General features: G+C 62.3%; 19 protein-coding genes. 10 read left to right on the forward strand and 9 right to left on the reverse strand.

Translation table 11 applies throughout. The features are described from left to right. Positions 1–24: 24 nt before the first annotated feature. From GOQ25_RS12995 to GOQ25_RS13010, 4 genes are all read right to left on the reverse strand, one after another. Complete coding sequence (locus GOQ25_RS12995; protein ID WP_160350905.1) at positions 25–987, reverse strand: Nudix family hydrolase; 963 nt, start codon at positions 985–987, stop codon at positions 25–27. Continuing rightward, a complete protein-coding gene (locus GOQ25_RS13000; protein ID WP_160350906.1) occupies positions 980–1846 on the reverse strand; it encodes an ATP-binding protein in 867 nt (288 codons plus the stop codon). Before GOQ25_RS13000 ends, GOQ25_RS12995 begins: the two co-directional genes overlap by 8 nt. Before the next feature lie 50 nt (positions 1847–1896). Further along, positions 1897–3123, reverse strand: a complete 1227-nt coding sequence (gene argJ / locus GOQ25_RS13005) for a bifunctional glutamate N-acetyltransferase/amino-acid acetyltransferase ArgJ (protein WP_160350907.1) — start codon at positions 3121–3123, stop codon at positions 1897–1899. Positions 3124–3202: 79 nt separating this feature from the next. Beyond that, entirely contained in the window at positions 3203–3694 is a 492-nt protein-coding gene (locus GOQ25_RS13010; protein ID WP_160350908.1) for a MarR family winged helix-turn-helix transcriptional regulator, read from the reverse strand. 190 nt (positions 3695–3884) lie between these two features. Between GOQ25_RS13010 and GOQ25_RS13015 the strand changes: the two genes are divergently transcribed. The 5 genes from GOQ25_RS13015 to GOQ25_RS13035 are packed head-to-tail and all read left to right on the forward strand — an operon-like array spanning position 3885 to position 8484. Beyond that, positions 3885–5048: an ABC transporter substrate-binding protein gene (locus tag GOQ25_RS13015; RefSeq protein WP_160350909.1), complete on the forward strand. Its 1164-nt coding sequence runs from the start codon at positions 3885–3887 to the stop codon at positions 5046–5048. Positions 5049–5102: 54 nt separating this feature from the next. Then, positions 5103–6017 (forward strand): branched-chain amino acid ABC transporter permease, encoded by a 915-nt coding sequence (locus tag GOQ25_RS13020; protein WP_160350910.1) that lies wholly within the window; start codon positions 5103–5105, stop codon positions 6015–6017. Positions 6018–6020: 3 nt separating this feature from the next. Then, positions 6021–6977, forward strand: a complete 957-nt coding sequence (locus GOQ25_RS13025; RefSeq protein ID WP_160350911.1) for a branched-chain amino acid ABC transporter permease — start codon at positions 6021–6023, stop codon at positions 6975–6977. Then, positions 6974–7786 carry an ABC transporter ATP-binding protein gene (locus GOQ25_RS13030; protein ID WP_160350912.1) on the forward strand — a complete coding sequence of 271 codons (813 nt, stop codon included), beginning with the start codon at positions 6974–6976 and terminating at the stop codon, positions 7784–7786. Before GOQ25_RS13025 ends, GOQ25_RS13030 begins: the two co-directional genes overlap by 4 nt. Next, on the forward strand, positions 7780–8484 hold the full coding sequence (locus GOQ25_RS13035) for an ABC transporter ATP-binding protein (RefSeq protein ID WP_160350913.1): 705 nt from the start codon (positions 7780–7782) through the stop codon (positions 8482–8484). Before GOQ25_RS13030 ends, GOQ25_RS13035 begins: the two co-directional genes overlap by 7 nt. Before the next feature lie 1096 nt (positions 8485–9580). Here the strand turns inward: GOQ25_RS13035 and GOQ25_RS13040 are convergent. The 4 genes from GOQ25_RS13040 to ompR all read right to left on the reverse strand — a co-directional run bounded on the left by GOQ25_RS13040 (position 9581) and on the right by ompR (position 12939). Continuing rightward, entirely contained in the window at positions 9581–10099 is a 519-nt protein-coding gene (locus GOQ25_RS13040; RefSeq protein ID WP_160350914.1) for a carboxymuconolactone decarboxylase family protein, read from the reverse strand. 55 nt (positions 10100–10154) lie between these two features. Beyond that, on the reverse strand, positions 10155–10703 hold the full coding sequence (locus tag GOQ25_RS13045) for a peroxiredoxin (protein ID WP_160350915.1): 549 nt from the start codon (positions 10701–10703) through the stop codon (positions 10155–10157). 69 nt (positions 10704–10772) lie between these two features. Then, positions 10773–12158 (reverse strand): ATP-binding protein, encoded by a 1386-nt coding sequence (locus GOQ25_RS13050; RefSeq protein WP_160350916.1) that lies wholly within the window; start codon positions 12156–12158, stop codon positions 10773–10775. A 46-nt stretch (positions 12159–12204) separates the two neighbouring features. Next, a complete protein-coding gene (gene ompR, locus GOQ25_RS13055) occupies positions 12205–12939 on the reverse strand; it encodes a two-component system response regulator OmpR (RefSeq protein WP_160350917.1) in 735 nt (244 codons plus the stop codon). 129 nt (positions 12940–13068) lie between these two features. Between ompR and tsaB the strand changes: the two genes are divergently transcribed. Both tsaB and GOQ25_RS13065 read left to right on the forward strand, forming a co-directional pair. Next, the gene (gene tsaB / locus GOQ25_RS13060) at positions 13069–14397 is read left to right on the forward strand and encodes a tRNA (adenosine(37)-N6)-threonylcarbamoyltransferase complex dimerization subunit type 1 TsaB (RefSeq protein WP_160350918.1); all 1329 of its coding nucleotides are present in this window, start codon (positions 13069–13071) and stop codon (positions 14395–14397) included. Between the two features lie 89 nt (positions 14398–14486). Next, a complete protein-coding gene (locus GOQ25_RS13065) occupies positions 14487–15473 on the forward strand; it encodes a uracil-DNA glycosylase family protein (RefSeq protein ID WP_160350937.1) in 987 nt (328 codons plus the stop codon). A 102-nt stretch (positions 15474–15575) separates the two neighbouring features. On the opposite strand, the gene lplT is transcribed toward GOQ25_RS13065, so the two are convergent. After that, positions 15576–16886, reverse strand: coding sequence for a lysophospholipid transporter LplT (gene lplT, locus GOQ25_RS13070; protein ID WP_160350919.1), 1311 nt, complete (start codon positions 16884–16886; stop codon positions 15576–15578). A 287-nt stretch (positions 16887–17173) separates the two neighbouring features. Between lplT and smc the strand changes: the two genes are divergently transcribed. From smc to ligA, 3 genes are read left to right on the forward strand one after another with little or no spacing between them, the layout of a single operon-like run. After that, entirely contained in the window at positions 17174–20704 is a 3531-nt protein-coding gene (smc, locus tag GOQ25_RS13075; protein ID WP_160350920.1) for a chromosome segregation protein SMC, read from the forward strand. A gap of 46 nt (positions 20705–20750) precedes the next feature. Beyond that, on the forward strand, positions 20751–21824 hold the full coding sequence (locus tag GOQ25_RS13080) for a cell division protein ZipA C-terminal FtsZ-binding domain-containing protein (RefSeq protein ID WP_160350921.1): 1074 nt from the start codon (positions 20751–20753) through the stop codon (positions 21822–21824). Continuing rightward, a complete protein-coding gene (gene ligA / locus GOQ25_RS13085; RefSeq protein ID WP_160350922.1) occupies positions 21824–23923 on the forward strand; it encodes an NAD-dependent DNA ligase LigA in 2100 nt (699 codons plus the stop codon). The genes GOQ25_RS13080 and ligA overlap by 1 nt, the downstream gene beginning before the upstream one ends. Positions 23924–23977 lie beyond the last annotated feature (54 nt).

Raw genomic sequence — 23977 nt, forward strand, 5'->3', positions numbered from 1 at the left:
GCGCGCTCGGCGAAAAATGCGGGCTTAAATCAAGCCTCGAATACCCGCGATACCATGCGCACCGTGGCGTTGCGCCTCGCTCAAGGTATCGATGGACTGACCGCCCAATGCATAGACCGGCAAACCGGCATCGCGATTAGCGGCCACGAACCCGTCCCAGCCCAAGCCCGGTTGACCCGGGTGGCTGGGCGTTTCCAGCACCGCGCCCAATACCGCGAAATCCGCGCCCATATCGCGCGCATGCACGACCTGGTTGTTGTCGTGCGTCGAGACCGCAACGAGCGCGCCTTCGGGCAATTCCGGTCGGGTGCGCAAGGCCTCGGCGTCACTCCAGCGCAGATGCACGCCATCGGCCATGCGCCACCAGGCGGCCGGGTGCACACTATTAATCAATAGCCGTGCACCGGCGGCATGGCAAAGCTTGACGACGCTTTGCATCACATCGCGCAGCGATGTCGCCCCGACGCCATCGGGCCAATCGGGTTCGCGCAGCTGCACCAGCTTCAAGCCGCGTGCCAATGCGCGCTCCAGGCGTTGCAGGAATTCAGGCACACCGGCCAGACCGCCAATCGATGAAATGCCGTAGGTTTCTGGCAGTTGCAACCAGCGCAGCGGGGGCAGGGTAGCCGGCAGCAGTTCGCCCACGCTTGCCGCGTTGCGCGGATCCACCCATTCCAGACGTTGATTCTCCAGCCCGCGCGGCTCGCCGTTCCAGGCGGTGACGCGGCAAAAAGCCAGTCGCACGGTGGTCTGCGGATAGGAATGCACATAGGTCACCCAGGGCACGGCTTGCGTGACCTCGATGCCGATTTCCTCCTGCAACTCGCGGGACAAAGCCTCTAGCACGGTTTCGCCAGGCTCCAGCTTGCCGCCGGGCAATTCCCACCAGCCCGACCAAGGTTTGCCCTCGGGCCGTTGGCCCAACAGCAGTTGCCCGTCGGGGCGCAGAATCAAGCCGGCGGCGACATCAATGATGCGCTCAGACATAGCGCGCGGCCCAGTCGCGAGCAAACTGATAGGCCACGCGTCCCGAACGCGAACCGCGTTCCAGCGCCCATTGCAGCGCCTCGGTGCGGCTGGCTTCGATCTGCTCCGCCGGGCACTTCAGCGCGCGCAGCCAGTGGTACACGATGTCCAGATAATCGTCTTGCCTGAACGGATGAAACGACAGCCACAATCCGAAGCGTTCGGACAGCGAGATTTTCTCTTCCACGGTCTCGCCGGGATGGATCTCGCCATCGGCCTGATGCTTGGCCTGCAGGTTCTCGCTCATGTATTCCGGCATCAGGTGACGCCGGTTCGAGGTCGCGTAAATCAGCACATTCTCGCCGGAGGACGATACCGACCCATCCAGCACGGATTTCAACGCTTTGTAGCCGGCTTCGCCTTCCTCGAACGACAGGTCGTCGCAGAACACGATATAGCGCTCGGGCCTTGCCGCCACCAGTTCGACGATATCGGCCAAGTCACCCAGGTCCGTTTTGTCCACTTCAATCAGACGCAGGCCTTGCTCGCCGTACGTCGCGAGCATGGCCTTGACCAGCGAGCTTTTGCCCGTGCCGCGCGCGCCTGTCATCAGGACGTTATTAGCAGGCTTGCCTTGCAGGAATTGACGCGTATTGCGGTCAATAATGGTTTTTTGACGCTCGATATGCTGCAGATCCGTCAAATCGATACGTGCCACGTGGCGCACGGCATCCAGCCAGCCGCGCGCGCCGCGTTTACGCCAGCGATAGGCATGGGCCGTCCAATCGATCTCTGGCGGGGCGGCGGGCAGCCAGGCTTCCAGCTGCGCCAACACCCGTTCGGCGCGTTCTATCAGAACCGAAAAATCTGCAGCACTCACGTCGTTGTTTCCTGCGGGTCGTTAAAAGATCGGCAAAGCCTGCGCGAGACTTACGAACGATAGTCGGCGTTGATGCTGACGTATTCGTGCGAGAAGTCGCAGGTGTAGACCGTGTCGGCCACGTCGCCGCGCGCCAGCGCGATGCGTACCGTGATCTCGGCCTGCTTCATGACGCGCTGGCCGTCAGCCTCTTGGTAATCCGGATTGCGTCCGCCATCCTTGGCGACCAGCACATCGTCCAGCCACATCCGCAGCTTGGAAACATCCAGATCGTCCACGCCGGCATAGCCGATGGCGGCCAGGATACGGCCCAGGTTGGGGTCCGAAGCAAAGAAGGCGGTCTTGACCAGCGGCGAGTGTGCGACAGCGTAGGCGACCTTGAGCGCTTCCTCGGTGGACTTGGCTTCCTCGACACGGATCGTCATGAACTTGGTCGCGCCCTCGGCGTCGCGCACGATCTTCTGCGCCAGGTCCAGGGCGGCGGTGGTCAACGCCTCGCGCACGGCTTGGTAGTGGGGATCTGACTCGCTGTTGATCTCCACGCCCGACTGACCGGTCGCGATGATGATGAACGAGTCGTTCGTCGAGGTGTCGCCATCGACGGTGATGCGGTTAAACGAACGGTTGGCGATGTCGACCGCCAGCTTGCGCAGCAGCGGTTGGGCGATGCCCGCATCGGTGGCCAGAAAGCTCAGCATCGTGGCCATGTTAGGGCGAATCATGCCCGCGCCCTTGCTGATGCCGGTGAACGTGACGGTCTTGCCATCGATCTGCACGCGCTGCGAGTGAATCTTGGGTTGCGTGTCGGTGGTCATGATGCCGTAGGCGGCGTTGAACCATTGATCCGGACCGAGCTTGTCGATCGCGCCGGGCAGGCCAGCGGTCAGCCGGTCCAGCGGCAGCGGTTCGAGAATCACGCCGGTCGAAAACGGCAGGATTTGTTGCGCCGGCACGTGCAGCAGTTTGCCCAGCGCCACGCAGGTCTCCTGAGCGTTCTTCAGACCTTCAGAGCCGGTGCCCGCGTTGGCATTGCCGGTATTAATGACCAGCGCCCGGATCGGGCCGCCGGCGGCGAGGTGGGCCTCGCAGACTTGCACGGGCGCAGCGCGGAAACGGTTACGGGTGAAAACGCCGGCCACGTTCGAGCCCGGCGCCAGGCGGAAAACAGTCAGATCGCGTCGGTTGGCCTTGCGGATGCCGGCCTCGGTGACGCCGATTTCAACACCGGCAACGGGAAATATTTCGGATTCTGAAGGAATCTGCAGATTAACGGCCATGACTTCGTCTCTGTGGCTTGGCGGAAAATGAAGGGGGTAGCCCGCGGCAACTGCGGGTTATCCCTCTATTATCCCACCATCACCGAGCGGAGTCTGGACGCCGGGCGACGATTTGCAACTTTAATTCGCCCAGCGCTTGATACATGGCGTCGCGATGGTCTTCCGGCAGATCCGCGAACATGGCTTTGACCCAGCGCTCATGCGCGCGCGCCATGCGGGAAAAGGTACGACGTCCCTGCGGAGTCAGTTTCAACACCGAGCTGCGCCGGTCGGTTTCGACTTTCAGCCGCATGACCAGGCCTTCTTTTTCGAGCTGATCCGTGATGCCGGTGATATTGCCGTTGGTCACCATCATGCGGCGCGAGAGCTCGCCCATTTTCAAACCCTTGGGCGCGCGCTGCAGCTGGGCCATTAAGTCGAAACGCGGCAGCGTCGTGTCGAATTCCGTGCGCAGGCGCGTGCGGATCTCGGATTCGATCAGGTTGCAGCAGGTCAGCATACGCAGCCACAAACGCAACGCGTGATGGTCCTCGGGAGCGGCGCGGGATTCCAGGTCGGGCAAGTCGGTCATGATATGGCGAGGGGCGAATCTCGGTAAAAACCCTAGTCTTGTCGGGCTAGATACTTTAAACCTAAACTATGCGCCATGCCAGTGGTGTTTGCGTTGCAAGGGGTCCGCATGCTCGCTGGCCTTTGCGGTAAACGCTTTCGCCTAACTGATAAAAAATGTCCGCCGCGCGGCTCGCGCAAGGAGTATATCGATGCGTTTCTTGACTTCCCTGGTGGCCGCTGCTGCGCTGCTGCCCGCTTTATCTGTCGCCGACCCGGTCAAGGTCGGAATTGCTAATGATATATCGGGCCCGTTTTCCGCGCTGGGCGCCGAGGCCCGCGATGGCTTCAATCTGGCGATCAAGCAGCTGGGCGGCAAGCTGGGCGGACAGCCCGCTGAGTTTCTGCAGACGGATATGGGCGGCAATCCCGATCAGGCCCGCCAGTTGGTTTCGCGTTATATCCAGCGCGACAAGATCGATTTCTTCACGGGCCCGATCGGCTCTAACGTGGCGCTCGCGGTAGGTCCCGCGCTCTTCGCGGCCAAGGTGCCGTACCTCTCCAATAACCCGGGCCCCAGCCAGTTCGCCGGGGAACGTTGCAATCCTTACTGGTTCGGTACCTCCTATCAGAACGATGCGTTTCACGAGGCAGCCGGCAAGGTCGCGGCCGACAAAGGCTTCAAGAAAGTCCTGATCATGGCCCCCGATTATCCGGCGGGCAAGGACGCGCTGGCCGGTTTCAAGCGCGGCTATAAAACCGACGTGGCCGAAGAGGTCTACACCAAACTCGGCCAGCTTGACTACGCCGCCGAACTAGCGCAAATCCGCGCGGCCAAGCCGGATGCGGTGTTCATCTTCCTGCCGGGCGGCATGGGCATCAATTTCGTCAAGCAGTTCGTCTCGACCGGCTTGTCGGAAAACATCAAGCTCATCGGCCCGGGGTTCTCGGCTGACGAGGACGTGATTCAGGCCGTGGGCGAGCCCATGCTCGGCATGTACAACACTGCGCAATGGGCCCACGATCTGGACGTGCCGCAAAACAAGCAGTTCGTCGAAGCCTTCCGCAAGGAATACGGTGGCCGTTACCCGTCGGTGTACGCGGCTCAGGCGTATGACGTGATCATGGCCATGGACGCCGCCGTCAAGCAAGCCGGCGGCAAGGCCAGCGACCGTGACGCCATCATTGCCGCACTGGCCAAGGCCGATTACCCCTCGGTGCGCGGCAAGTTCACCTACGGCAAGAACAACTACCCGATCCAGGCCTATTACCTGCGCGTCATCGAAAAAGACGGCGACGGACGCATTACCAACAAGCTCGTAGAAAAAGTCTTCGACGACTATCAAGACGTATACGTGGGGCAGTGCAAGCTGTAACCATGGCAACCGCCCGCGGGCCCGAACCGGCCCGCGGCACTGGGGATACGTTTCATGACGCTTGTAGTCGAGCAATTGTTAAACGGCCTGCAGTTTGGGCTGATGCTGTTTTTGATTGCCGCGGGACTGACGCTGGTGTTCGGGATCATGGACATCATGAACCTGGCGCATGGGTCCTTGTATATGGCGGGCGCCTACGTGGCGGCCGAGACCATGCAGCGCACCGGTTCGTTTGTCGCGGCCGTGGTGGTGGCCGCCGTCGCCACGGGGATCGTGGGGCTGGTGCTGGAACATCTGCTGATACGGCGGCTGGCCGTACGGGACCATTTGGCTCAGGTACTAGGCACATATGCCGTCATTCTGATCGCCAATGATTTGGTAAAGATGGTGTGGGGACCCGCGCCGGTGATGTTGAATCTGCCCGCCGCGTTGTCTGGGCCCGTGCGTTTGTTGCCGGACCTGATGTATCCCGCGTATCGGCTACTGATTATCGGTTGTGGTCTGGCTGCGGCCGTGGGGCTGTACTGGTTTGTCACGCGCACACGCGCCGGTGTGCTGGTGCGCGCGGGGGCGTCGAATCGTCAGATGGCCACATTAATGGGCGTGCGCGTACCTTTGCTGTTTCTCGGTGTGTTCACGCTGGGGGCGATGTTGGCTGCCGTTGCGGGCGCGTTGTTGGGGCCCATCACGGCAGTGCAGATAGGCATGGGGGAGGAAATCCTGATCCTCGTGCTGGTGTGCATCGTGATAGGCGGCATCGGGTCCATACGTGGTGCCTTTGTCGGCGCATTGCTGGTCGGCATGGTCGATACGGCGGGCCGCGCGTTTCTGCCGATGTTGTTGCGCGAGGTGCTGCCACCGGCGGTGGCCTCCGGGTTAGCGGCGACGCTGGCGGCGATTTCTATTTATGTGCTCATGGCCGTGGTGCTGGTATTCCGGCCGGCCGGGCTGTTTCCGGCGCGTGGGTGAGCGATGCGTAGATCCTTGATTGTGACCTGGGTGCTGTTGGCGGCACTGGCGGTGTTTCCGTGGGTAGCCGAAGCGCTGGATATGGATTTTTATGTGTCGGTCGTGCGGCGGGTGCTGATCTATGCGCTGGCGGCGACGAGCTTGAATTTGATCCTGGGCTATGGGGGCATGGTGGCGCTGGGGCACGCCGCGTTTTTCGGCGCGGGGGCCTATGTGGTCGGCATACTCGAAGCCTCGGGCGTGCAGGCCGGGCTGATCTCGTGGCCCGCCGCAGCGGGGTTGGCGGCGGTGCTGGCGCTGCTGATCGGCGCGGTGTCGTTACGCACGCGCGGTGTCTACTTCATCATGATCACGCTGGCTTTCGCGCAGATGGTGTTCTATGTGTTCATCTCGTTGCGGCAGTACGGTGGCGAGGATGGTCTGAATATGGCCGGCTATTCGACGCTGCCTGGTATCGATTTGGCCAACAGCAACAGCTTTTATTACGTGGTGCTGGTGTTGTTCGCGCTATCGATGTGGGCGTTCGGGCGCCTGGTGAATTCGCGATTCGGCATGGCCTTGCAAGGGATACGCGAAAACGAATCGCGGATGGAATCGTTGGGCTATCCGGTGTATCGGATAAAGCTCGTCGCCTTCGTGATCAGCGGTGCATTCGCGGGTCTGGCCGGGGCGTTGTTGGCGAATCACAATCTCTTTATCTCGCCTAGCCTCATGCACTGGACGCAATCGGCGAATCTGCTGGTGATGGTGCTGGTCGGCGGTATCGGGCTGCGCTACGGCGGGGTAGTGGGCGCGGTGGTGATGCTGGCGCTGGAGGAAGTGCTGCGCATGTGGACGGAATATTGGCATCTGCCGTTGGGCATTCTGCTGCTGTGCGTGGTGTTTGGCGCGCCGCGCGGAATCGCAGGGCTGTTCGGGCCGTGGGTGAGTGGGTCTTCTGCGCGGGGAGAGCGGCCATGAGCGCTGTCGCGGAAACGGGAACGGTGCTGCAAGCCACCGGGCTGGTGCGTCGCTTTGGAGCGTTGTTGGCAACGGACCATGTGTCGTTGTCACTGCGCCCAGGTGAGATTCATGCCTTGATCGGGCCGAATGGCGCGGGGAAATCGACGCTGATTCATCTGTTGTCTGGCACCTTGCCGGCCGATGAGGGCACGCTGGTGTTGGATGGCGTGGATGTGACGCGGATGAATGCGCATCAGCGGGTCGCGGCGGGGTTGTCGCGTTCGTATCAGATCACCAACATCTTTAAGTCGTTCAGCGTGCGGGATAACTTGTTGCTGGCGGCGCAGGCGCATGCGGGCAGCAGCTTCCGGTTCTGGAAACCGCGCGCGGCGGATGCACGGTTATATGACGTGGCGCACGAGTTGGCGCGACAGTGCGCCTTGGATGACGATGTGCTGGATCGCCCCGCTGGCACGTTGCCGCATGGCGAGCAGCGCAAGCTGGAGTTTGCGCTGGCCTTGGCGGCGCGGCCACGGGTGTTGCTATTGGATGAACCCATGGCGGGGATGGGGCCGGATGAGACCTTGCGGTTGACGGATCTGATCGAGTCGATGCGCGGGCAGGCGGCGATGTTGTTGGTGGAACATGATATGCAGGCCGTGTTTCGGTTGGCGGATCGGATTTCGGTGTTGGTGTATGGGCGCGTCATTGCGACGGGGACGCCGGATGAGATTCGCGCGAATCCGGAGGTGCGGCGAGCATATCTGGGCGATGACGACGCGGGGCATGGCGGCGTGGCGCGCGCGCGGGAGCAGGCATCATGTTGAGCATGCGCGGGGTGGAAAGCGGCTACGGTGCGAGCCAGGTGCTGTTTGGCGTGGATCTGGAGATTCAGGCGGGACAGGTGGTGACGCTCTTGGGGCGCAACGGCATGGGCAAGAGCACGCTGCTCAAGACGATGTTTGGGCAGCTGCCGTTGCGGGCGGGGACGGTCCGCTTCGCGGGGCAGGATATTGGCGGGTGGGCGCCGGATCGGATTGCGCGCGCGGGGTTGGCGATTGTGCCGGAGGGGCGGCAGTGTTTTCCGAATCTGACGGTGCGTGAGCATCTGACGGCGTTTGTGGCGCAGCGCAATCCGGATATCGCGCAGCCTTGGACGGTGGAGCGGGTGTTCGGCTTGTTCCCTCGGTTGAAGGAACGGGCTTCGAATATGGGGAATCAGCTGTCGGGGGGCGAGCAGCAAATGCTGGCAATCGGGCGGGCGTTGGTGACGAATCCCCGGTTGTTGATTCTGGATGAGGCGACGGAAGGGCTGGCGCCATTGGTGCGGGAAGAGATCTGGCAGTGCTTGGCTACGCTGAGAGAGGCGGGGCAGACGATTCTGGTGATCGATAAGTATGTGGAACGGTTGCTGGGGTTGGCGGACTACCACGTGGTGTTGGGGCGGGGGCGCGTGGTTTGGACGGGGGATTCTGCGGCGTTGGATGGGGATCGGGGGGTTTGGGAGCGCTATCTGGGCGTGTGAGTGCGGGGTGTACCTGCGGCGCTCGTAGCTCGGGGGCTGTAGGTTTTGCATTGGCTGGGCTGTGCATGACTCGGCTTTATCTGTGTGGAGCGCTCGTGCCTCTTCTGGGGCGCGCTTCTTTCTGCTTGCCGTGGGCGTGGTTCTTTCTTTTGGCGTCGAGCCGAGGCACTCGGGCCGCGAGGGCTTCACAAAGCCGGTCCGGCGCCCGGGCGCCGGACACCGCGTCGCTCGTCTCGTCCGCGCCTTCGCGCTCCCTTCGACTTCCGCTCGCTCGGCTTTGAGGCGCCCTCGCAGCCCAATTGCCTCGCCTCGACTGGCAGGGGTGCGGGATTGCGCCGTCGGCGGGGCGGGTGTTTTGCTTGGCCTTTTTGCTGGCGTAGTTTTTAGTTTGGAAGGTCTTGCAGGGCTGCGAATTGCGGGCGCCCTGCGCGCCCGTAATTCGCGTCGGGGTGTCTTTGTGGCATGCGCTGCGGTTGCTTGGGTTGATGGCCTTACACCTTTGAATGGGTCTTCTTCGCCGCTAAGTACACGGTCTTTGGCAGCTACCAAGCAAACAGCCGTTGCCCTCTAATAAATGTTCTTGGCCGCCAAGTAGACCGTCTTCGCCCTCAAGTCGACGCTCTCGCGCCTTTGGGTAGAGGACTCTCGCACTACGCTAACGAACGCTCAGAGCAGGCGCGCCCGTAGGCGCCTGCTCTGAGCAGCCCCGCAAAATCTTCCTCCCCACCATCCCAGTCGCCTACGAAGCCTAAGCACACCCCTCGTCCCAGCGCCCGTTCAATCAAGCACAACGCGAGTCGAAGTGGGGCTGTGGGGGTGTGGGGGCGCCTCGGCGTCGAGCGAGCGGAAGTCGAAGGGAGCGCGAAGGCGCGGACGAGACGAGCGAAGCGGTGTCGGACGCGCAGGCGTCCGACCGACGCCGTGAAGCCCCCATACCCCCACAGCCCCACTTCGACGCCTTAAGCAAGATCCCGACCCGCACGCCCACAAACCAGCAGCCCAAAAAACAGCAAGGGCGTCTCCGGCAAAACCAGAGACGCCCTTAATAGCCTCAACGCTCGAGATCAAACCCCCCGAGCGTAAAGAGGAAACCTTTTTACTTACCTTGAGCAGCCAACGAAAGCGCAGCCGCATTGACCACCGCAGCGATCCGACCCGCATCGCGCAATTGCTCGACAGTAAAGCCATCCTTCTTCAGGTTTTCATAGTGCGATTGCACGCAGAAATGGCACTTGCCCACGATCGAGGCCGTCAGCGCGAACAATTCAAAGCGCTTCTTATCCACGCCACCATGCGTCGCATAAGCGTTCATACGCAGCTGAGCAGGCAAGCTCTTCAGTTGGCTGTCGCCGGTCATTTCAACATACGGGTACCACATGTTGTTCATGCCCATCAACGCCGAAGCCGTCAATGCGGCATTTGCGTCGGTTTCGGACAGGCCACTCTTGAATGCTTCGATCAGCACCGGGCTACGTGCGGCAAAGGCAGCCGACAGGGCAGCGCCAACGGCATCCTCGGGAGCCAGCGTCGAACGCGAGATCACCGCGTCCAGATTCAGGCGTATATCTTTGGCCCAGTCTGGCAGTTGTTCTTTGATTGCTGAAAGGAATTCCATAGTTTTTACCTATAATCTGGATCTGGAAAAGCCCGGCAGGGCCGGGCTGGAAATATTACAGCGTTGCGCCGCCAACGTTACGGTTGCACGGGCAGAGCTCGTCGGTTTGCAGACCGTCGAGCAAACGCAGAACTTCCTCGGGGCTACGACCCACGTTCAGGTTGTTCACCGAAACGTGTTGGATCGTGTTGTCGGGGTCAACGATGAAGGTAGCGCGCAGAGCAACGCCAGCTTCCTTCTCACGCACGCCCAGTTGGTCGATCAACGAACCGGTCGTGTCGCCGAATTGGTAGTGACCCAGCTTGTTCAGGTCCGGATGCTCACGGCGCCATGCCAGCTTCACAAATTCGTTGTCCGTCGAACCGCCCAGCAGAACGGCGTCGCGGTCTTCGAAATCCTTAGCCAGCTTGTTGAAGCCAACGATTTCGGTCGGGCACACGAAGGTGAAGTCCTTCGGGTAGAAGTAGATCACTTTCCACTTGCCGGGGAACGAGCTTTCTGTGATTTCTTCGAAGGCCGAGACACCGTTTTCTTCGTGATGATTGAAGCCGGGCTTAACGCCGGTGACCTTGAAAGGCTCGAGCTTGTCGCCAACAGTTTTCATGAGTACTCCCGTTAGTTGTTGGGTGAATTAAGGCACGCAATAATTGGTGCGCTAAAACCACATTTTACGCTATTGGTTATCGCTGTCTAATTGATAATTCCTAAATTTGGCTTTAGGAATCTCTATACGCGCCCTCAAGCCGCCGCCCGGGCGCTCCAGCATTCTGAGCGACCCGCCCACGTGCTTGAGCAAGCGTTCGACGATCGCTAAACCGAGACCCGCGCCGCTCACCCCGGTGCGCGCCACCTCGCCACGCGAAAACGGCCGCAGGAGACGATCCACATCCTCGGGGGCGATCCCGGGGCCACGATCAGAGACCTCGATGACCAACGTATTGCCCTCGGCGCGCAGGCTCATCTCGAGATGAGGTTGGCCGTCCGCTGATTTGCCATACCGGCGGGCGTTTTCGATGAGGTTGCTGACCACGCGTTTTAAATCCAGCGCGGTCACCCGTGCATACAGCCCCGGCGCGATCTTCGCGTCCAGCGTTCCCCCTAGCGAGATGGTGTGACTGCGTTCCCGCTCGTAAAGTTCCGTGAGGACGGCCGAGATATCCGTCGCCATCTGAGGCAGTGTGCCAGCAGGGCGAGCGTATTCCATCAGTTGACCGATACTGTGGTCGATTTGCGCGAGGTCATCGTCGATCGCCTGGCGCGCGTCTTCGGAGATGCCGCTCATTTCGATTTCGAGCCGCATGCGTGCCAGCGGGGTTCGCAGATCGTGCGAGATGCCCGCGAGCATGAGTTCGCGGTCGGCTTCCGCTTGCCGCAAGTCTTTTGCCATGCGGTTGAACGAGGCGTTGAGATCGCGGATCTCTAATGGACCATTTTCGGGCAAGGGGGCGGGGGTTTCTCCGCGCGAGAGCACCTGGGCGGCACGCGCCAGGCGCGATAGCGGGCGGTTGACAAAGCCCACGCTCACCGCGGCGCCGATCAGGGAGAGCAGTAGCGCCGTGGCGCCCCAGCCCAGCCATTCGATCCCGCCAGTCAGGCCAATTTGCTCGCGCTCGAAGACCAACCAGTACAGATCCTGGTTGATATGGAAGCTGACCCAGAAACCGGGCACTTGGTTAACCGCCCAGACAATCTGGGTCTCGGGACCAAAACGCGCTCGGATGTGGTCGGCCACCCGTTGCCAGTATTCGTCGTCCGGCAGCGGCTGCGTGAAATCGGTGACTTCACGCGGATAGACCTGGATACCTTCATTGGTGGCCAAGTCCAGCAATAGCTTGCTGCGCTCGGCGTCGTCGGAGTAGATCAGGGCCGTACGCGTGATATTGACAGCAGTGATCACGCGTTGCGCCATTTGATTGGCGCGGGGCCCGAGCTCCATGCTGAAAAACACTTGCAGCCACGCCCCCAGGCTCACGAGCATGAGGGCGGCCAGCAACAGGAACGTACGGCCGAACAGCCCCAGCCTGAGACGAGAAGTCAGGCTTCGCGAAAGCTTGCGCACTCCGGACGACACTACAAGTTGTGCTGATTAAAAGCCGAGGGACAGATCAACTACCGCCGTCCGGCACAAAGACGTAGCCCAGGCCCCAAACCGTTTGAATGAATACCGGCTTGGAGGGATTGGGTTCGATCAGTTTGCGCAGACGCGAAATTTGCACGTCCAGGCTGCGGTCGAAAGCCTCGTATTCGCGACCACGCGCCAGTTCCATCAGCTTGTCGCGCGATAGCGGGATCTTCGGGTGACGAGCAAAGACCTTCAGTACAGAGAATTCACCCGTGGTGATCGGCACTTGTTCGTTATTACGGGTGAGGGTGCGCGTGGACAAGTTGAGCACGTACGGCCCGAAAACGATCGACTCGTTTTCCTGGCTGGGCGCGCCCGGATGTTCCTCGGTGCCACGGCGGCGCAGAATGGCGTTGATGCGCGCCAGCAGCTCTCGTGGGTTAAAGGGTTTGGACAGATAATCATCCGCACCCATTTCCAGGCCGACGATACGGTCGATTTCTTCGGCCTTGGCGGTCAGCATGATGATGGGTGTATTGTCGTGACCGCCGCGCAGTCGACGGCAGATGGACAAGCCATCTTCGCCGGGCAACATCAAATCCAGAACGAGCAGATCAAAATGCTCGCGCTGCCAGAGCTTGCCCATTTCTTTTGCGTCTTCGGCGACGAAGACGTTGAATCCCTGTTCGGACAGATACCGGCGCAGCAGGTCGCGCAGCCGAGGATCGTCGTCAACGACCAGGATTTTTCGGACGGGATTTGCGTTTTGCGTGTTCATGGCCGGAAATGTAACAGTGACAAGAATCGACGGCTAGTGGGTATTCACAAGATATTACACATTGCGCATTACGGTTGAAATCCCTGTTTGTCGAAGGGGAGGAGCCGGGATTCCGTACAATCCAAATCTATGAATTTAAACCTCTTAGCCCTCGAAACGTCCTCCTCGCGCTGCGGGGTTGCATTGCTGCGCGAAACTGCGGCGGGATCTGTGGTCACCGTGCTGGAACACGAGGGGACTCAGGAGCATGCGGAACGCCTCTTGCCGATGGCGGATGAGTTGCTGAAGGCGGCGGGGCTGACGCCCGCCGATTTGCACGCCGTCGCGTTTGGACAAGGGCCGGGTGGGTTCACGGGCTTGCGCGTGGCGTGTGGCGTGGCGCAGGGCATGGGATTGGCGTTGGATATTCCCGTGGTGCCTGTCGTTTCCCATTTAGCCGTGGCCGAGGCGGCTGGGGCACAGGCCGGCGACATCGTGCTGGTGGCGCTGGACGCTCGCATGAATGAGGTCTATCTGGCCGCCTATCTGCGCAGCGCGGATCCCGAGCACGCCTGGATTACCTTGCAGTCGCCGATGCTGATCGCGGCCGAGGAAGTCGTGCCGTGGTCTTTGCATTATTTGTCGGTTTGGTCTGAGCAGAGCCAAGAAGAGGGGCTGGCGCACGACCTGACCTATGGTCTGGTGGATGGCCTGACGGGCGGGCTGGTGGGGGGCTGCGCGAGCCCCTCGAGTGGACCGACGCTGCACGCGGCGGGCGACGCCTGGCATGTTTACTCAGACCGGATGGCTGTGCCGTCAGATTGGCGTCTTAGCGTTGCCGCGCGGCCGCAAGCCACTTCGGTCGCGCAGCTGGCGCGCGAGGCGTGGCTGCGTGGTGAAGCCCAGCCGCCGGAACTGGCAGCGCCGCTCTATGTGCGGGATAAAGTCGCCTTTACCACCGCCGAGCGCGAGCGCGGGCTGGGTGGCAACCCCAAGGCGGCGCCGGCATTGTCCGCGCCGGTGCTTGAACCCATGACAGAGGCCGATGTCGATGCTGTCGCTGACATCGAGGCGAATTTGCAGGCTTTTCCGTGGACGCGCGGCAATTTCGCCGATGCGTTGGCGTCAGGCTACGAGGCCTGCGTATTGCGGCAGGGCGGCAAGGTCGTGGGCTTTTGTCTCGTGATGTTGGCGCCTGATGTGGCGCATCTGCTGGTCATCGGCGTGGCGCGAACTCAGCATCGGCAGGGGTACGGCAGTCTGCTCATGCGGTGGTGCGAAGGCATCGCGCGCGAACAAGGCCTGCCCGCGGTGATGTTGGAAGTGCGGCCGTCTAATGTGCCCGCCTTGGCTTTTTACGAAAAAATTGGCTTTCAGCGCATCGGCGTGCGGCGGGGTTATTACCCCAACGGGCAAGGCGCCCGCGAGGATGCGTGGGTGATGCAGAAAACGCTGGACGGGGCCGGAGCGCCGCTATGAGCTCGGAAATAGCCGGGGATGCCGGGGTGGCGATGGCGGCCGAAGCGGATCAGGTTGTGGAAAACGGCCCGTTCGCGTCCGTCGGCGCCATGGGTGCCCCGCGTATCAACGCGCTGCAGAAACTGTGGTTGAGGGAAATCGGGATCGAAAAGACCTGGCTGCCGATAGCTGAGTCGCCAGCGATCGAGTCCGACTCGGACGCCCGGTCGCAGTTGATGACCGCAGGTCGGCCGGCGTCGTCAGGCTCTCCGCGTTCGTACCCTACGGGTGCGCCAGCTGCGCGCTCTTCATCTGGTCCGGCTTCGGACTCCACGGCTTCGACAGCGTTGCCTACGTCGGCTTCGCCTGGAGCACCTTCAGCCGCTTCGCCTGGAGCACATCCCACCGCTGCGCCAGCTCCGCGCCCAGCGGCGGCACCGCCTTCGCGTCCTGTCGCGTCGCCGCCCATTGCCGTGGCAAGCGCGGAATTGCTTGCCGGCGCTTCCGTCTCGACCGTCGAAATCGCCGCTGCTGCCCCCGATCTGGACGGGTTACGCGCACAGGTCGAGGTTTGCACGGCATGCCAGCTCTGCCAGGGGCGCCGTCACGCGGTTTTCGGCATGGGCGCGCGGCCAGCGCGCTGGATGATCATTGGCGAGGCGCCGGGCGAGCAAGAAGATCGTCGGGGGCTTCCGTTTGTCGGCCGCTCTGGTCAGCTGCTGGACGCGATGCTGCGCTCGGTCGGCATGAGCCGCGACGAGAACGTTTTTATCGCGAACGTCATCAAGTGCCGGCCCCCCGGGAATCGCAACCCGAAGCCCGAGGAAATCGCGGCCTGTAGTCCGTACCTCAAGCGCCAAATCGAAATGATTCAGCCCGAACGCATCCTGGTGGTGGGCAGATTCGCCGCGCAGACCTTGCTGGGCACGGATGCCACGATCGGCAATTTGCGCGGACGCCAACATGTGTGGACCACAGAAGCCGGGGTGCGCATCCCCGTGATCGTGAGCTATCACCCGGCTTATCTGCTGCGCAGCCCGCTGGAAAAGGCGCGGGCGTGGCAGGACCTGCAATTGGCTGTGGCATCGACCGTTTAGCGCGCAACCGGGGAGCCTGCTTCCGACGGGGCGCGCGCGAGGTGATTTTGTGCCCTATGCGGACGTCCCCATTGCGGGTTCAGCTTCCAACGGCCTATCCGCTCAATGCTGATTCAGCGCCTTTCCATGGCCTTCTTGTCCGATCTGATCGCGCAGGGACGGATTAGCCGACAGATTGCGGCGGCTCCAGCGCATGAAGATCAGCATCAGGATGGCGACTAACAGGCCAAACAGCACGATGACGGTATTGATGGGCATCTCCAGCCACAACATCAGCGTGTAGACGGCGACCATCAGCAGGATATTGAGCTGCTCGTTGAAGTTCTGCACGGCGATCGAGTGGCCGGCCGACAGCAGCACATGGCCGCGATGCTGTAGCAACGCATTCATCGGCACGACGAAAAAGCCCGCCAAGCCGCCCGTCAGAAGCAATATCGAATAGACCGACCAGGTGCTATGAACGACGGGCATGAAGAGCACCACGACGCCCATGAGCGCGCCGATCGGCAGTACCGTCAATGCCTTGCGCAGCGGAATGCGCCCCGCGAGGATCGATCCCACCACGGTGCCGACTGCCGCGACGCCCATCAGCATGGATGCCTCGTCCAGACGATAGCCCAGATGCTGCTTGCCCCATTCGATCACGATGAGCTGCAGCACCGCGCCGGCGCCCCAGAACAGGGTGGTTACCGCCAGCGAAATCTGACCGAGTTTGTCCTGCCACAGCACGCGCACGTAGCTGGCGAAGGTCTTGGTGAGCTTGATGACGTTTTTCTGCTGAGGTGGGTAGTGCACGTGCGTGTTCGGAATCAGCAGATTGCAAGCCGCGGCAATGAGATAAACACACGCGATCACCAGAATCGCGGCCTCGGCCGGGGTATGGACCCAGCCGCCGATGACGTGATGCTCCAGGAAAAAGCTTGAGGCGGCCGGCGAAATGAGCACGCCACCCAGCACGGTGCCGAGGATGATGGAAAACACCGTCAGGCCTTCGATCCAGCTATTGCCCTTGACGAGCAACTCTGGCGGCAGCATTTCTGTCACGATGCCGTACTTGGCCGGCGAATAGGCCGCGGCGCCCACGCCGACCAGTCCATAGGCGATGCAGACCAGGTAGGTCTGGTATTCGCCAGGAACGCCCACGCTCGCGTACAAAAACATCAGCAGGCAGCCCGTGACCTTGAGCGCGTTGGTCGCGAACATGACCCGGCCCTTGGGGAACGAATCCGCCACGGCGCCCACGAACGCCGCCAACACCACGTACGCCAGCGCGAACGACCATTTCATGATGGGAGCCATCCAGTCCGGACCGTTCAGTTCCAGAATCAGGGCGATCGCGGCGATAAACAGCGCATTGTCCGCCAAGGACGAAAAGGCCTGAGCCGCCATGACCAGATAAAACCCACGTTTCAAAGGACAATCCTCAGTGGCCGTCGCCGCGAGGGCGACAGGTTAAAAAATGGTGTAGGAGGAAAAAAAGTGTGAGCGAGTATAGCGTCTGCGGTTTAGACGGTGGTGCCTCGCCCAGGTTCATGCGGGGGACGCTCGACTGGCTGGGGTATCATACGATCCACTCAAGATTCGCCTTGTTTGGCCCGGGGGCCATTACCCGGCTGGGTTAGCCATGCCGGGGTTGCTATCTGTAGGGCAGGTCTGTTTAACGCTTTCCGCTTAACCCCACCCGTCCCGATTATCGTACTGTGCGCCTGACTCAATTAAAACTTGCCGGATTTAAGTCGTTCGTCGATCCGACCGTCATCCCCGTTCCCAGTCAGCTGGTCGGGGTAGTCGGGCCGAACGGCTGCGGTAAATCTAACATCATCGACGCGGTCAGATGGGTGTTGGGTGAGGCCAAAGCGTCCGAATTGCGTGGTGAATCCATGCAAGACGTGATTTTTAACGGCTCCGGCCACCGCAAGCCCGCCGCGCGCGCCTCTGTCGAGATGGTATTCGATAACAGCGAGGGCCGTGCCGCGGGCCAGTGGAGCGCCTATTCCGAGATCGCCGTGCGCCGGGTGCTCACCCGCGACGGCACCAGCAGCTATTACGTGAATAACCAGCAGGTACGCCGCCGGGATATTCACGATATCTTCCTGGGCACCGGCTTGGGCGCGCGCGGATATGCCATCATCGGGCAGGGGATGATCAACCGCCTCATCGAGGCACGCCCCGAGGAACTGCGGGTATTTCTCGAGGAAGCGGCGGGCGTCTCCCGCTATAAAGAGCGGCGGCGCGAGACCGAAAACCGGTTGTCCGACACCCGCGAGAACCTGACCCGGGTCGAAGACATTCTGCGCGAGTTGGGTTCGCAGCTGGAAAAGCTCGAGGCCCAGGCCGAAGTGGCGCGCCAGTACCGGGAACTGCAAGCCGACGGCGAGAAAAAACAATTCGCGCTGTGGCTGCTCAAGGAAACCGGTGCGCGCGATGAACGTCAGCGCAAGAGCCAGGAAATGGCGCAGGCCCAGACCAATCTGGAAGCCGCCATCGCCAACCTGCGCTCGGGCGAGCTCGAGTTGGAGTCGCGACGCCAGGCGCATTACGCCGCCAGCGACGCGGTGCACGCGGCACAAGGCGCGCTCTACGAGGCAAATTCCCAGGTCAGCCGACTCGAGGCGGAGATTCGCCACGTGGTGGATTCCCGCAATCGACTGCACGCCCGGCGCGAGCAGCTGCAGCAGCAGATCGCGGAATGGGAGTCGCAGCAGGAACATTGCGTCGAGCAGATCGCTCAGGCAGAGGAAGACCTCGCCGCCGCGGTCGCCCGCAGCGAGGAAGCGCGCGCGCGGGCCGAGGACGCTCAGGCGGGTCTGCCCTCGACGGAAGCGCGCGTGCGGGAGGCCGCCGCGTCGCGCGACGAAATGCGAGCGGCGCTGGCGCGTGTCGAGCAAAATCTGGCCTTGGCCGCGCAAACGCAGCGTGACGCCGATCGTCAGCTGCAAAACCTGGAGCAGCGCCGTGAACGGCTGCAGCAGGAATTGCGCGAGCTGCATAGTCCCGACCCGGCCGAGTTGGAGCAACTGGCAGGCGATCGCGCCGTGGCCGAAGATCAACTGCAAGAGTCTCAGGAAGAACTCGCCGCCCTCGAAGCCAAGATTCCGCAAGCCGATGCCGAGCGCAGCCGTGCGCAGTCGGCGGCTCAGCAAGACGCCCAGAATCTGGCGCGGCTCGAAGCCCGGCTGGCGGCCCTGGTCAAGCTGCAAGAAGACGTGCAGAAGCAGGGCTCACTGGAGCCGTGGCTCGCCAAGCATGAACTGACCGGCCTGGCGAGGTTGTGGCAGAAGCTGCATATCGAACCCGGCTGGGAGAACGCCCTCGAATCGGTGCTGCGCGAACGCATGGCGGCGATGGAAGTGCGCAATCTGGACTGGTCACGGGCCTTTGCCGAGGATGCGCCGCCCGCGCGTCTGGCCTTTTATCAAGTTCCCGCGGCCGCGCCCGCGCCGGCCAGCGCGCCCGGCCTGACGCCGTTGGCGAGTCTGTTGCGGGTCACCGATCCGGACCTGCGCACCTTGCTCAACGATTGGCTGCGCAATGTCTACACTGCCACCGATATGGGCGAGGCGCTGGCCGCGCGCGCGAGCCTGCCGCCCGGCGCTGCCCTCGTCGTGCGCGCCGGCCATCTGGTCGATGCGCATAGCGTGCGCTTTTACGCACCGGACTCCGAGCAGGCCGGGATGTTGGCCCGTCAGCAGGAAATCGAGAATCTGCAGCGCGAGATCAAGGCGCATCAGCTGATCGCCGACCAGGCCCGTGCAGCGGTGGCCCGGGCCGAAAGTGCCTGGCAGCAAGTTTCACAAGCCATCGTGCCTGCGCGTCAGCGGGTCGTGGAGCTGACGCGCCGCCTGCACGACATTCAGCTCGAGCACGCGCGCTTGCAGCAGCAGGCCGCGCAATCCGGCGAACGCGCCGCGCGCCTGCGACAAGACCTGGAAGAAATCGCCGCGCACGAAGAAGACCTGCGTGCCACGCGCGAAGAGGCCGAAGCCCGTTTCGAGACCTTGGACGAAGAGCTGGCCGAGCATCAATCGCGTTTTGCCGATGCGGAGATGGCCGGCGAAGACCTCGCCGCCGAGGCCGAGGCTGCCCGCAACCGGCTGCGTGAGCTGGAACGCGCCGCGCAGGAATCCGAGTTCGCCGAACGGGCGATCCAAAGCCGCATCGCGGATCTGCAGCGCAACCGCCAGTTGGCCATAGAGCAAAGCCAACGCGGTGCGCAGGAACTAGAACAGTTGCAAGCCGAGCTCGCCGAGTTCGATGAGTCGGCCTCCAAGGCGGGTCTGCAAGAAGCGCTGGAGCTTCGCGCCGAACGCGAGGAGGCGCTGACGCGCGCCCGCCAGGAGCTGGACAATCTGGCCGCCTTGCTGCGCGGCGCCGACGAGGACCGCATGCAGCAGGAACGCGCGCTGGAACCGCTGCGCGCGCGCATCACCGAGCTGCAGCTGCAAGAACAAGCCGCGCGACTGGCCGAAGAGCAATTTACCGAACAACTCAATGCCCGCGAAGTCAATCGCGAAGAGCTCGCCCAATCGCTGGCCGAGATGCCGGACGAATGGCGCCGCGCAAGTTGGCTGCAATCGGAAGTCGGGCGCATCTCGCGCCAGATCGATGCGCTGGGTTCGGTCAACCTTGCTGCACTCGATGAGCTCAACGCCGCGCGGGAACGGAAAGAATTTTTGGACTCGCAGCAGCAGGATTTGCTGACCGCGATCTCCACGCTGGAAGACGCCATTCGCAAGATCGATCGCGAAACGCGCGATCTCTTGCAGGCCACGTTCAATACGGTCAACGGTCATTTCGGCGAGCTCTTCCCCAAGCTGTTTGGCGGAGGCGAAGCCAAGCTCATCATGACTGGGGACGAGATCCTGGATGCGGGGGTGCAGGTGATGGCACAACCGCCCGGCAAGCGCAACAGTACGATTCACTTGTTATCCGGAGGTGAAAAAGCCTTGACCGCGACGGCACTGGTGTTCGCGTTGTTCAAACTCAATCCCGCGCCCTTCTGTCTGTTGGACGAAGTGGACGCGCCTCTGGACGACGCCAACACCGAACGCTACGCCAATTTGGTGAGCAGCATGAGCGAGCAAACGCAGTTCTTGTTCATATCCCATAACAAAATCGCAATGCAGATGGCCAAGCAACTGGTCGGCGTAACCATGCAAGAGCAAGGGGTTTCGCGTATCGTTGCTGTAGATATTGATTCGGCCGTGCAAATGGCCTCCGAAGCCGCATAACCACTACAAACGAAAGGGCGCTGTCATCACAGCGCAGGATTGACACATGAGCGACTTGCAGATTGGGCTAATCGCCCTGGGTGTACTGCTGATACTGCTGGTACTGGGTTTCAATTGGTGGCAGGACCGCCGCGCGCGTCAGCGCATGCAGGCGCGATTTCCGGCCACTGAACAGGATCCACTGTTTGGTGCCGAGGCGGCGGCGCGCACCGCCACGCCCGAGCACCAGCGTCGCGAACCCGGTATAGGGGTGCCCGGTTCGGCGGCGACTTCGGCTGCGGCTGCGGCCTCTGAGCCGCCTAACAACACCGCCGATGACGCCGAAGAACCCGATCCGGCGTGTGAGGTCGTCGTTGAGATTCATTTTGCCGAGCCGGTGTCGGGGGCCGATCTGCTGGGCGCGGTGCGCGATCTGACTCATGTCGGTCGCAAGCCGGTGCGTGTGTTCGCCTCCACCGATCGCGGGCGTCATCGCGCGCGCCTGCATGCCGAGGAGTCCTACGCCACCCTGCAACTGGCCGTGCTCTTGGCGAATCGCAGTGGCGCATTGACGGCTATCGAGTGGTCTCAACTCTGGGCGCGCGCGCAGGGCCTGGCAGATCGTTTCGAGGCCACGATCGAAGGTCCCGATCAACAAGTCGTGGTCGACCGAGCGACCAAACTGGATGAATTCTGCGCGTCGTTGGATGCGCAAGTGGGGCTGACGCTTACCTTGCAAGCGCCCCGCGCCACCGCCGAGGTCATCGGCGTGGCACGCGAATTGGGCTTTGCCGTCGATGGCGGCCATCTGTCGTGGTTGGCCGATACGGGCGCGACGCGTTTCACGCTGTCGCGCGCTGATGGCGGTGGCTTTGATAACGGCATGGCACCGGTCGATCGCCTGGTGTTGCTGTTGGATGTGCCGCGCAGCCCCGAGGACGAACGTGCGTTCGGTCGCATGGTGGACGTGGGCCGCGATCTGGCCGCGCGTTTGCAGGCCGAGCTGGTGGATGACCACGGCAAGCCCGTCGTCGATGGCATGGAAACCAGTATCGATCAGCAACTGCTGACGCTGTTCCGTAAGCTCGATCAAGCTGGACTGCCCGCGGGCGGCGAGCGTGCACTGAGGGTGTTTGGCTGATGGCTGAGTCTGCCCGTGCCGATCAGGCCGCGCAGCGCGCGGCCGAACTGCGTCACGAGATCGAGCAGCACAATGTGCGCTACTACGTTCAAGACGCGCCCACCATATCGGATGCCGACTACGACGCGCTGATGCGCGAGCTGGTGCAGCTTGAATCCGAACATCCCGAACTCGTCACACCGGAGTCGCCCACCCAGCGTGTGGGCGCCGCGCCATTAGCAGCGTTCGGTAGTGTGCAGCACGCAGTGCCCATGCTCTCGTTGGGCAATGCGTTTGACGAAGAGGAAGTGCGCGCTTTTGATCGCCGTGTTTCCGAGACGTTGCGCGGCGCCGGCCTGTTGGGCCCGGCGGATTCTCCGGAGTATTTCTGCGAACTCAAGCTCGACGGTTTGGCGATGAGTTTGCGCTACGAGGACGGCGTGCTCGTTCAGGCCGCCACGCGCGGCGATGGTCAGGTGGGCGAAGACGTCACGGCCAACGTGCGTACGATTCGCGCGATACCGTTGCGCCTGAAGGGTGACTATCCCCACGTGCTGGAAGTCCGTGGCGAGGTACTGATGAACCGGGCCGACTTCGAGCGCTTGAATCGCACGCAGGCCGGCCGGGGCGACAAGGTTTTCGTCAATCCGCGTAACGCCGCGGCCGGTAGCCTGCGCCAGTTGGATCCGCGCATCACCGCCAAGCGGCCGTTGCGCTTTTTCGCGTATGGCTGGGGCGAAGTGCAAGGACTGGCGAAATCGCAGCCGGAGCGCTTCGAAGAGCCCACCGGCAACGCGCGCGCCGACTCGAGCCTGCCGCAAACCACGCATGGCGCCATGCTCGATTGGTTGGACGAGCTGGGTTTGCCCGTCAACAAATCGCATAACCATCGGGCCAAGGGCGCCGACGGCTTGCTGGCGTTTTATGCGCGCGTGGGCAAGCAGCGTCCGGATCTGCCTTATGACATCGACGGCGTGGTGTACAAGGTCGATTCGCTAAGCGCGCAAAAGGTGTTGGGCTTTGTCGCCCGCGCACCGCGTTTTGCCGTGGCGCACAAGTTCCCGGCCGAGGAAGTCACGACGCGGCTGCTCGACATCGAGGTGCAAGTGGGCCGTACCGGGGCGATCACGCCCGTGGCGCGCTTGCAGCCGGTGTTTGTCGGCGGCGTGACGGTGACCAATGCGACCCTGCACAACGAGGACGAAATCCGCCGCAAGGACGTGCGTATCGGCGACACGGTCATCGTGCGGCGCGCGGGCGATGTGATCCCCGAGGTCGTGGGCCCGGTGTTGAATCTGCGGCCCGAGGATGTGCGCGAATTCGTCATGCCGACGCAATGTCCTGTCTGTGGTTCGGCCATCGAACGGCCCGAAGACGAGGCCATCGCACGGTGTACGGGCGGGCTTTTCTGCGCCGCGCAGCGCAAGCAAACGCTCTGGCATGCGGCTGGTCGCAAGGCGCTGGATATCGACGGGTTGGGCGAAAAGCTCGTGGAGCAGCTTGTCGACAACGGTCAGGTCAAGTCATTGGCGGATCTATTCGGTTTAACCGCCTTTGAACTGGCGGCGCTGGATCGCATGGGCAAAAAATCCGCCGACAACTTGGTGGCGGCAATCGACAAGGCGCGCACGCCCACTTTGGGCAGACTGCTCTTTGCATTGGGTATTCGGCACGTGGGCGAAAAAACGGCCCGCGATCTGGCGCGCCATTTCGGCAGTATCGAACGCATCATGGATGCGGACGAGGAAGCGCTGGCGGCCGCGCCCGATGTGGGGCCGGTGGTCGCCGGTTCGATTCGACGTTTCTTCGCCGAACCCCATAATCGCGACATCATCGAGCAGCTCAAGCAGCGCGGCGTGCATGCGGTCGAGGAGCAAGGTCCAGAGGACAACACGCTAGAGGGCAAGACGTTTGTTCTGACCGGCACCATGCCGAATTGGACGCGCGACGAGGCCACGCGTTATATCCTTGCCGCCGGCGGCAAGGTCAGCGGCTCGGTGTCTCGCAAGACCGCGTATGTCGTGGCCGGCGAAGAAGCGGGCAGCAAGCTGACCAAGGCGCGCGAGTTGGGCGTGGCGATCTTGGACGAAGACGGGCTGAAGGCGCTGTTGGGCGTATAAGGCAAACTTGCGGAGCGTCTCGCGCTCCTCGGGGGTATCCGCGCGCCATCATCC

This window comes from Bordetella sp. 15P40C-2, assembly GCF_009763235.1.
Classification (GTDB): domain Bacteria; phylum Pseudomonadota; class Gammaproteobacteria; order Burkholderiales; family Burkholderiaceae_B; genus Bordetella_A.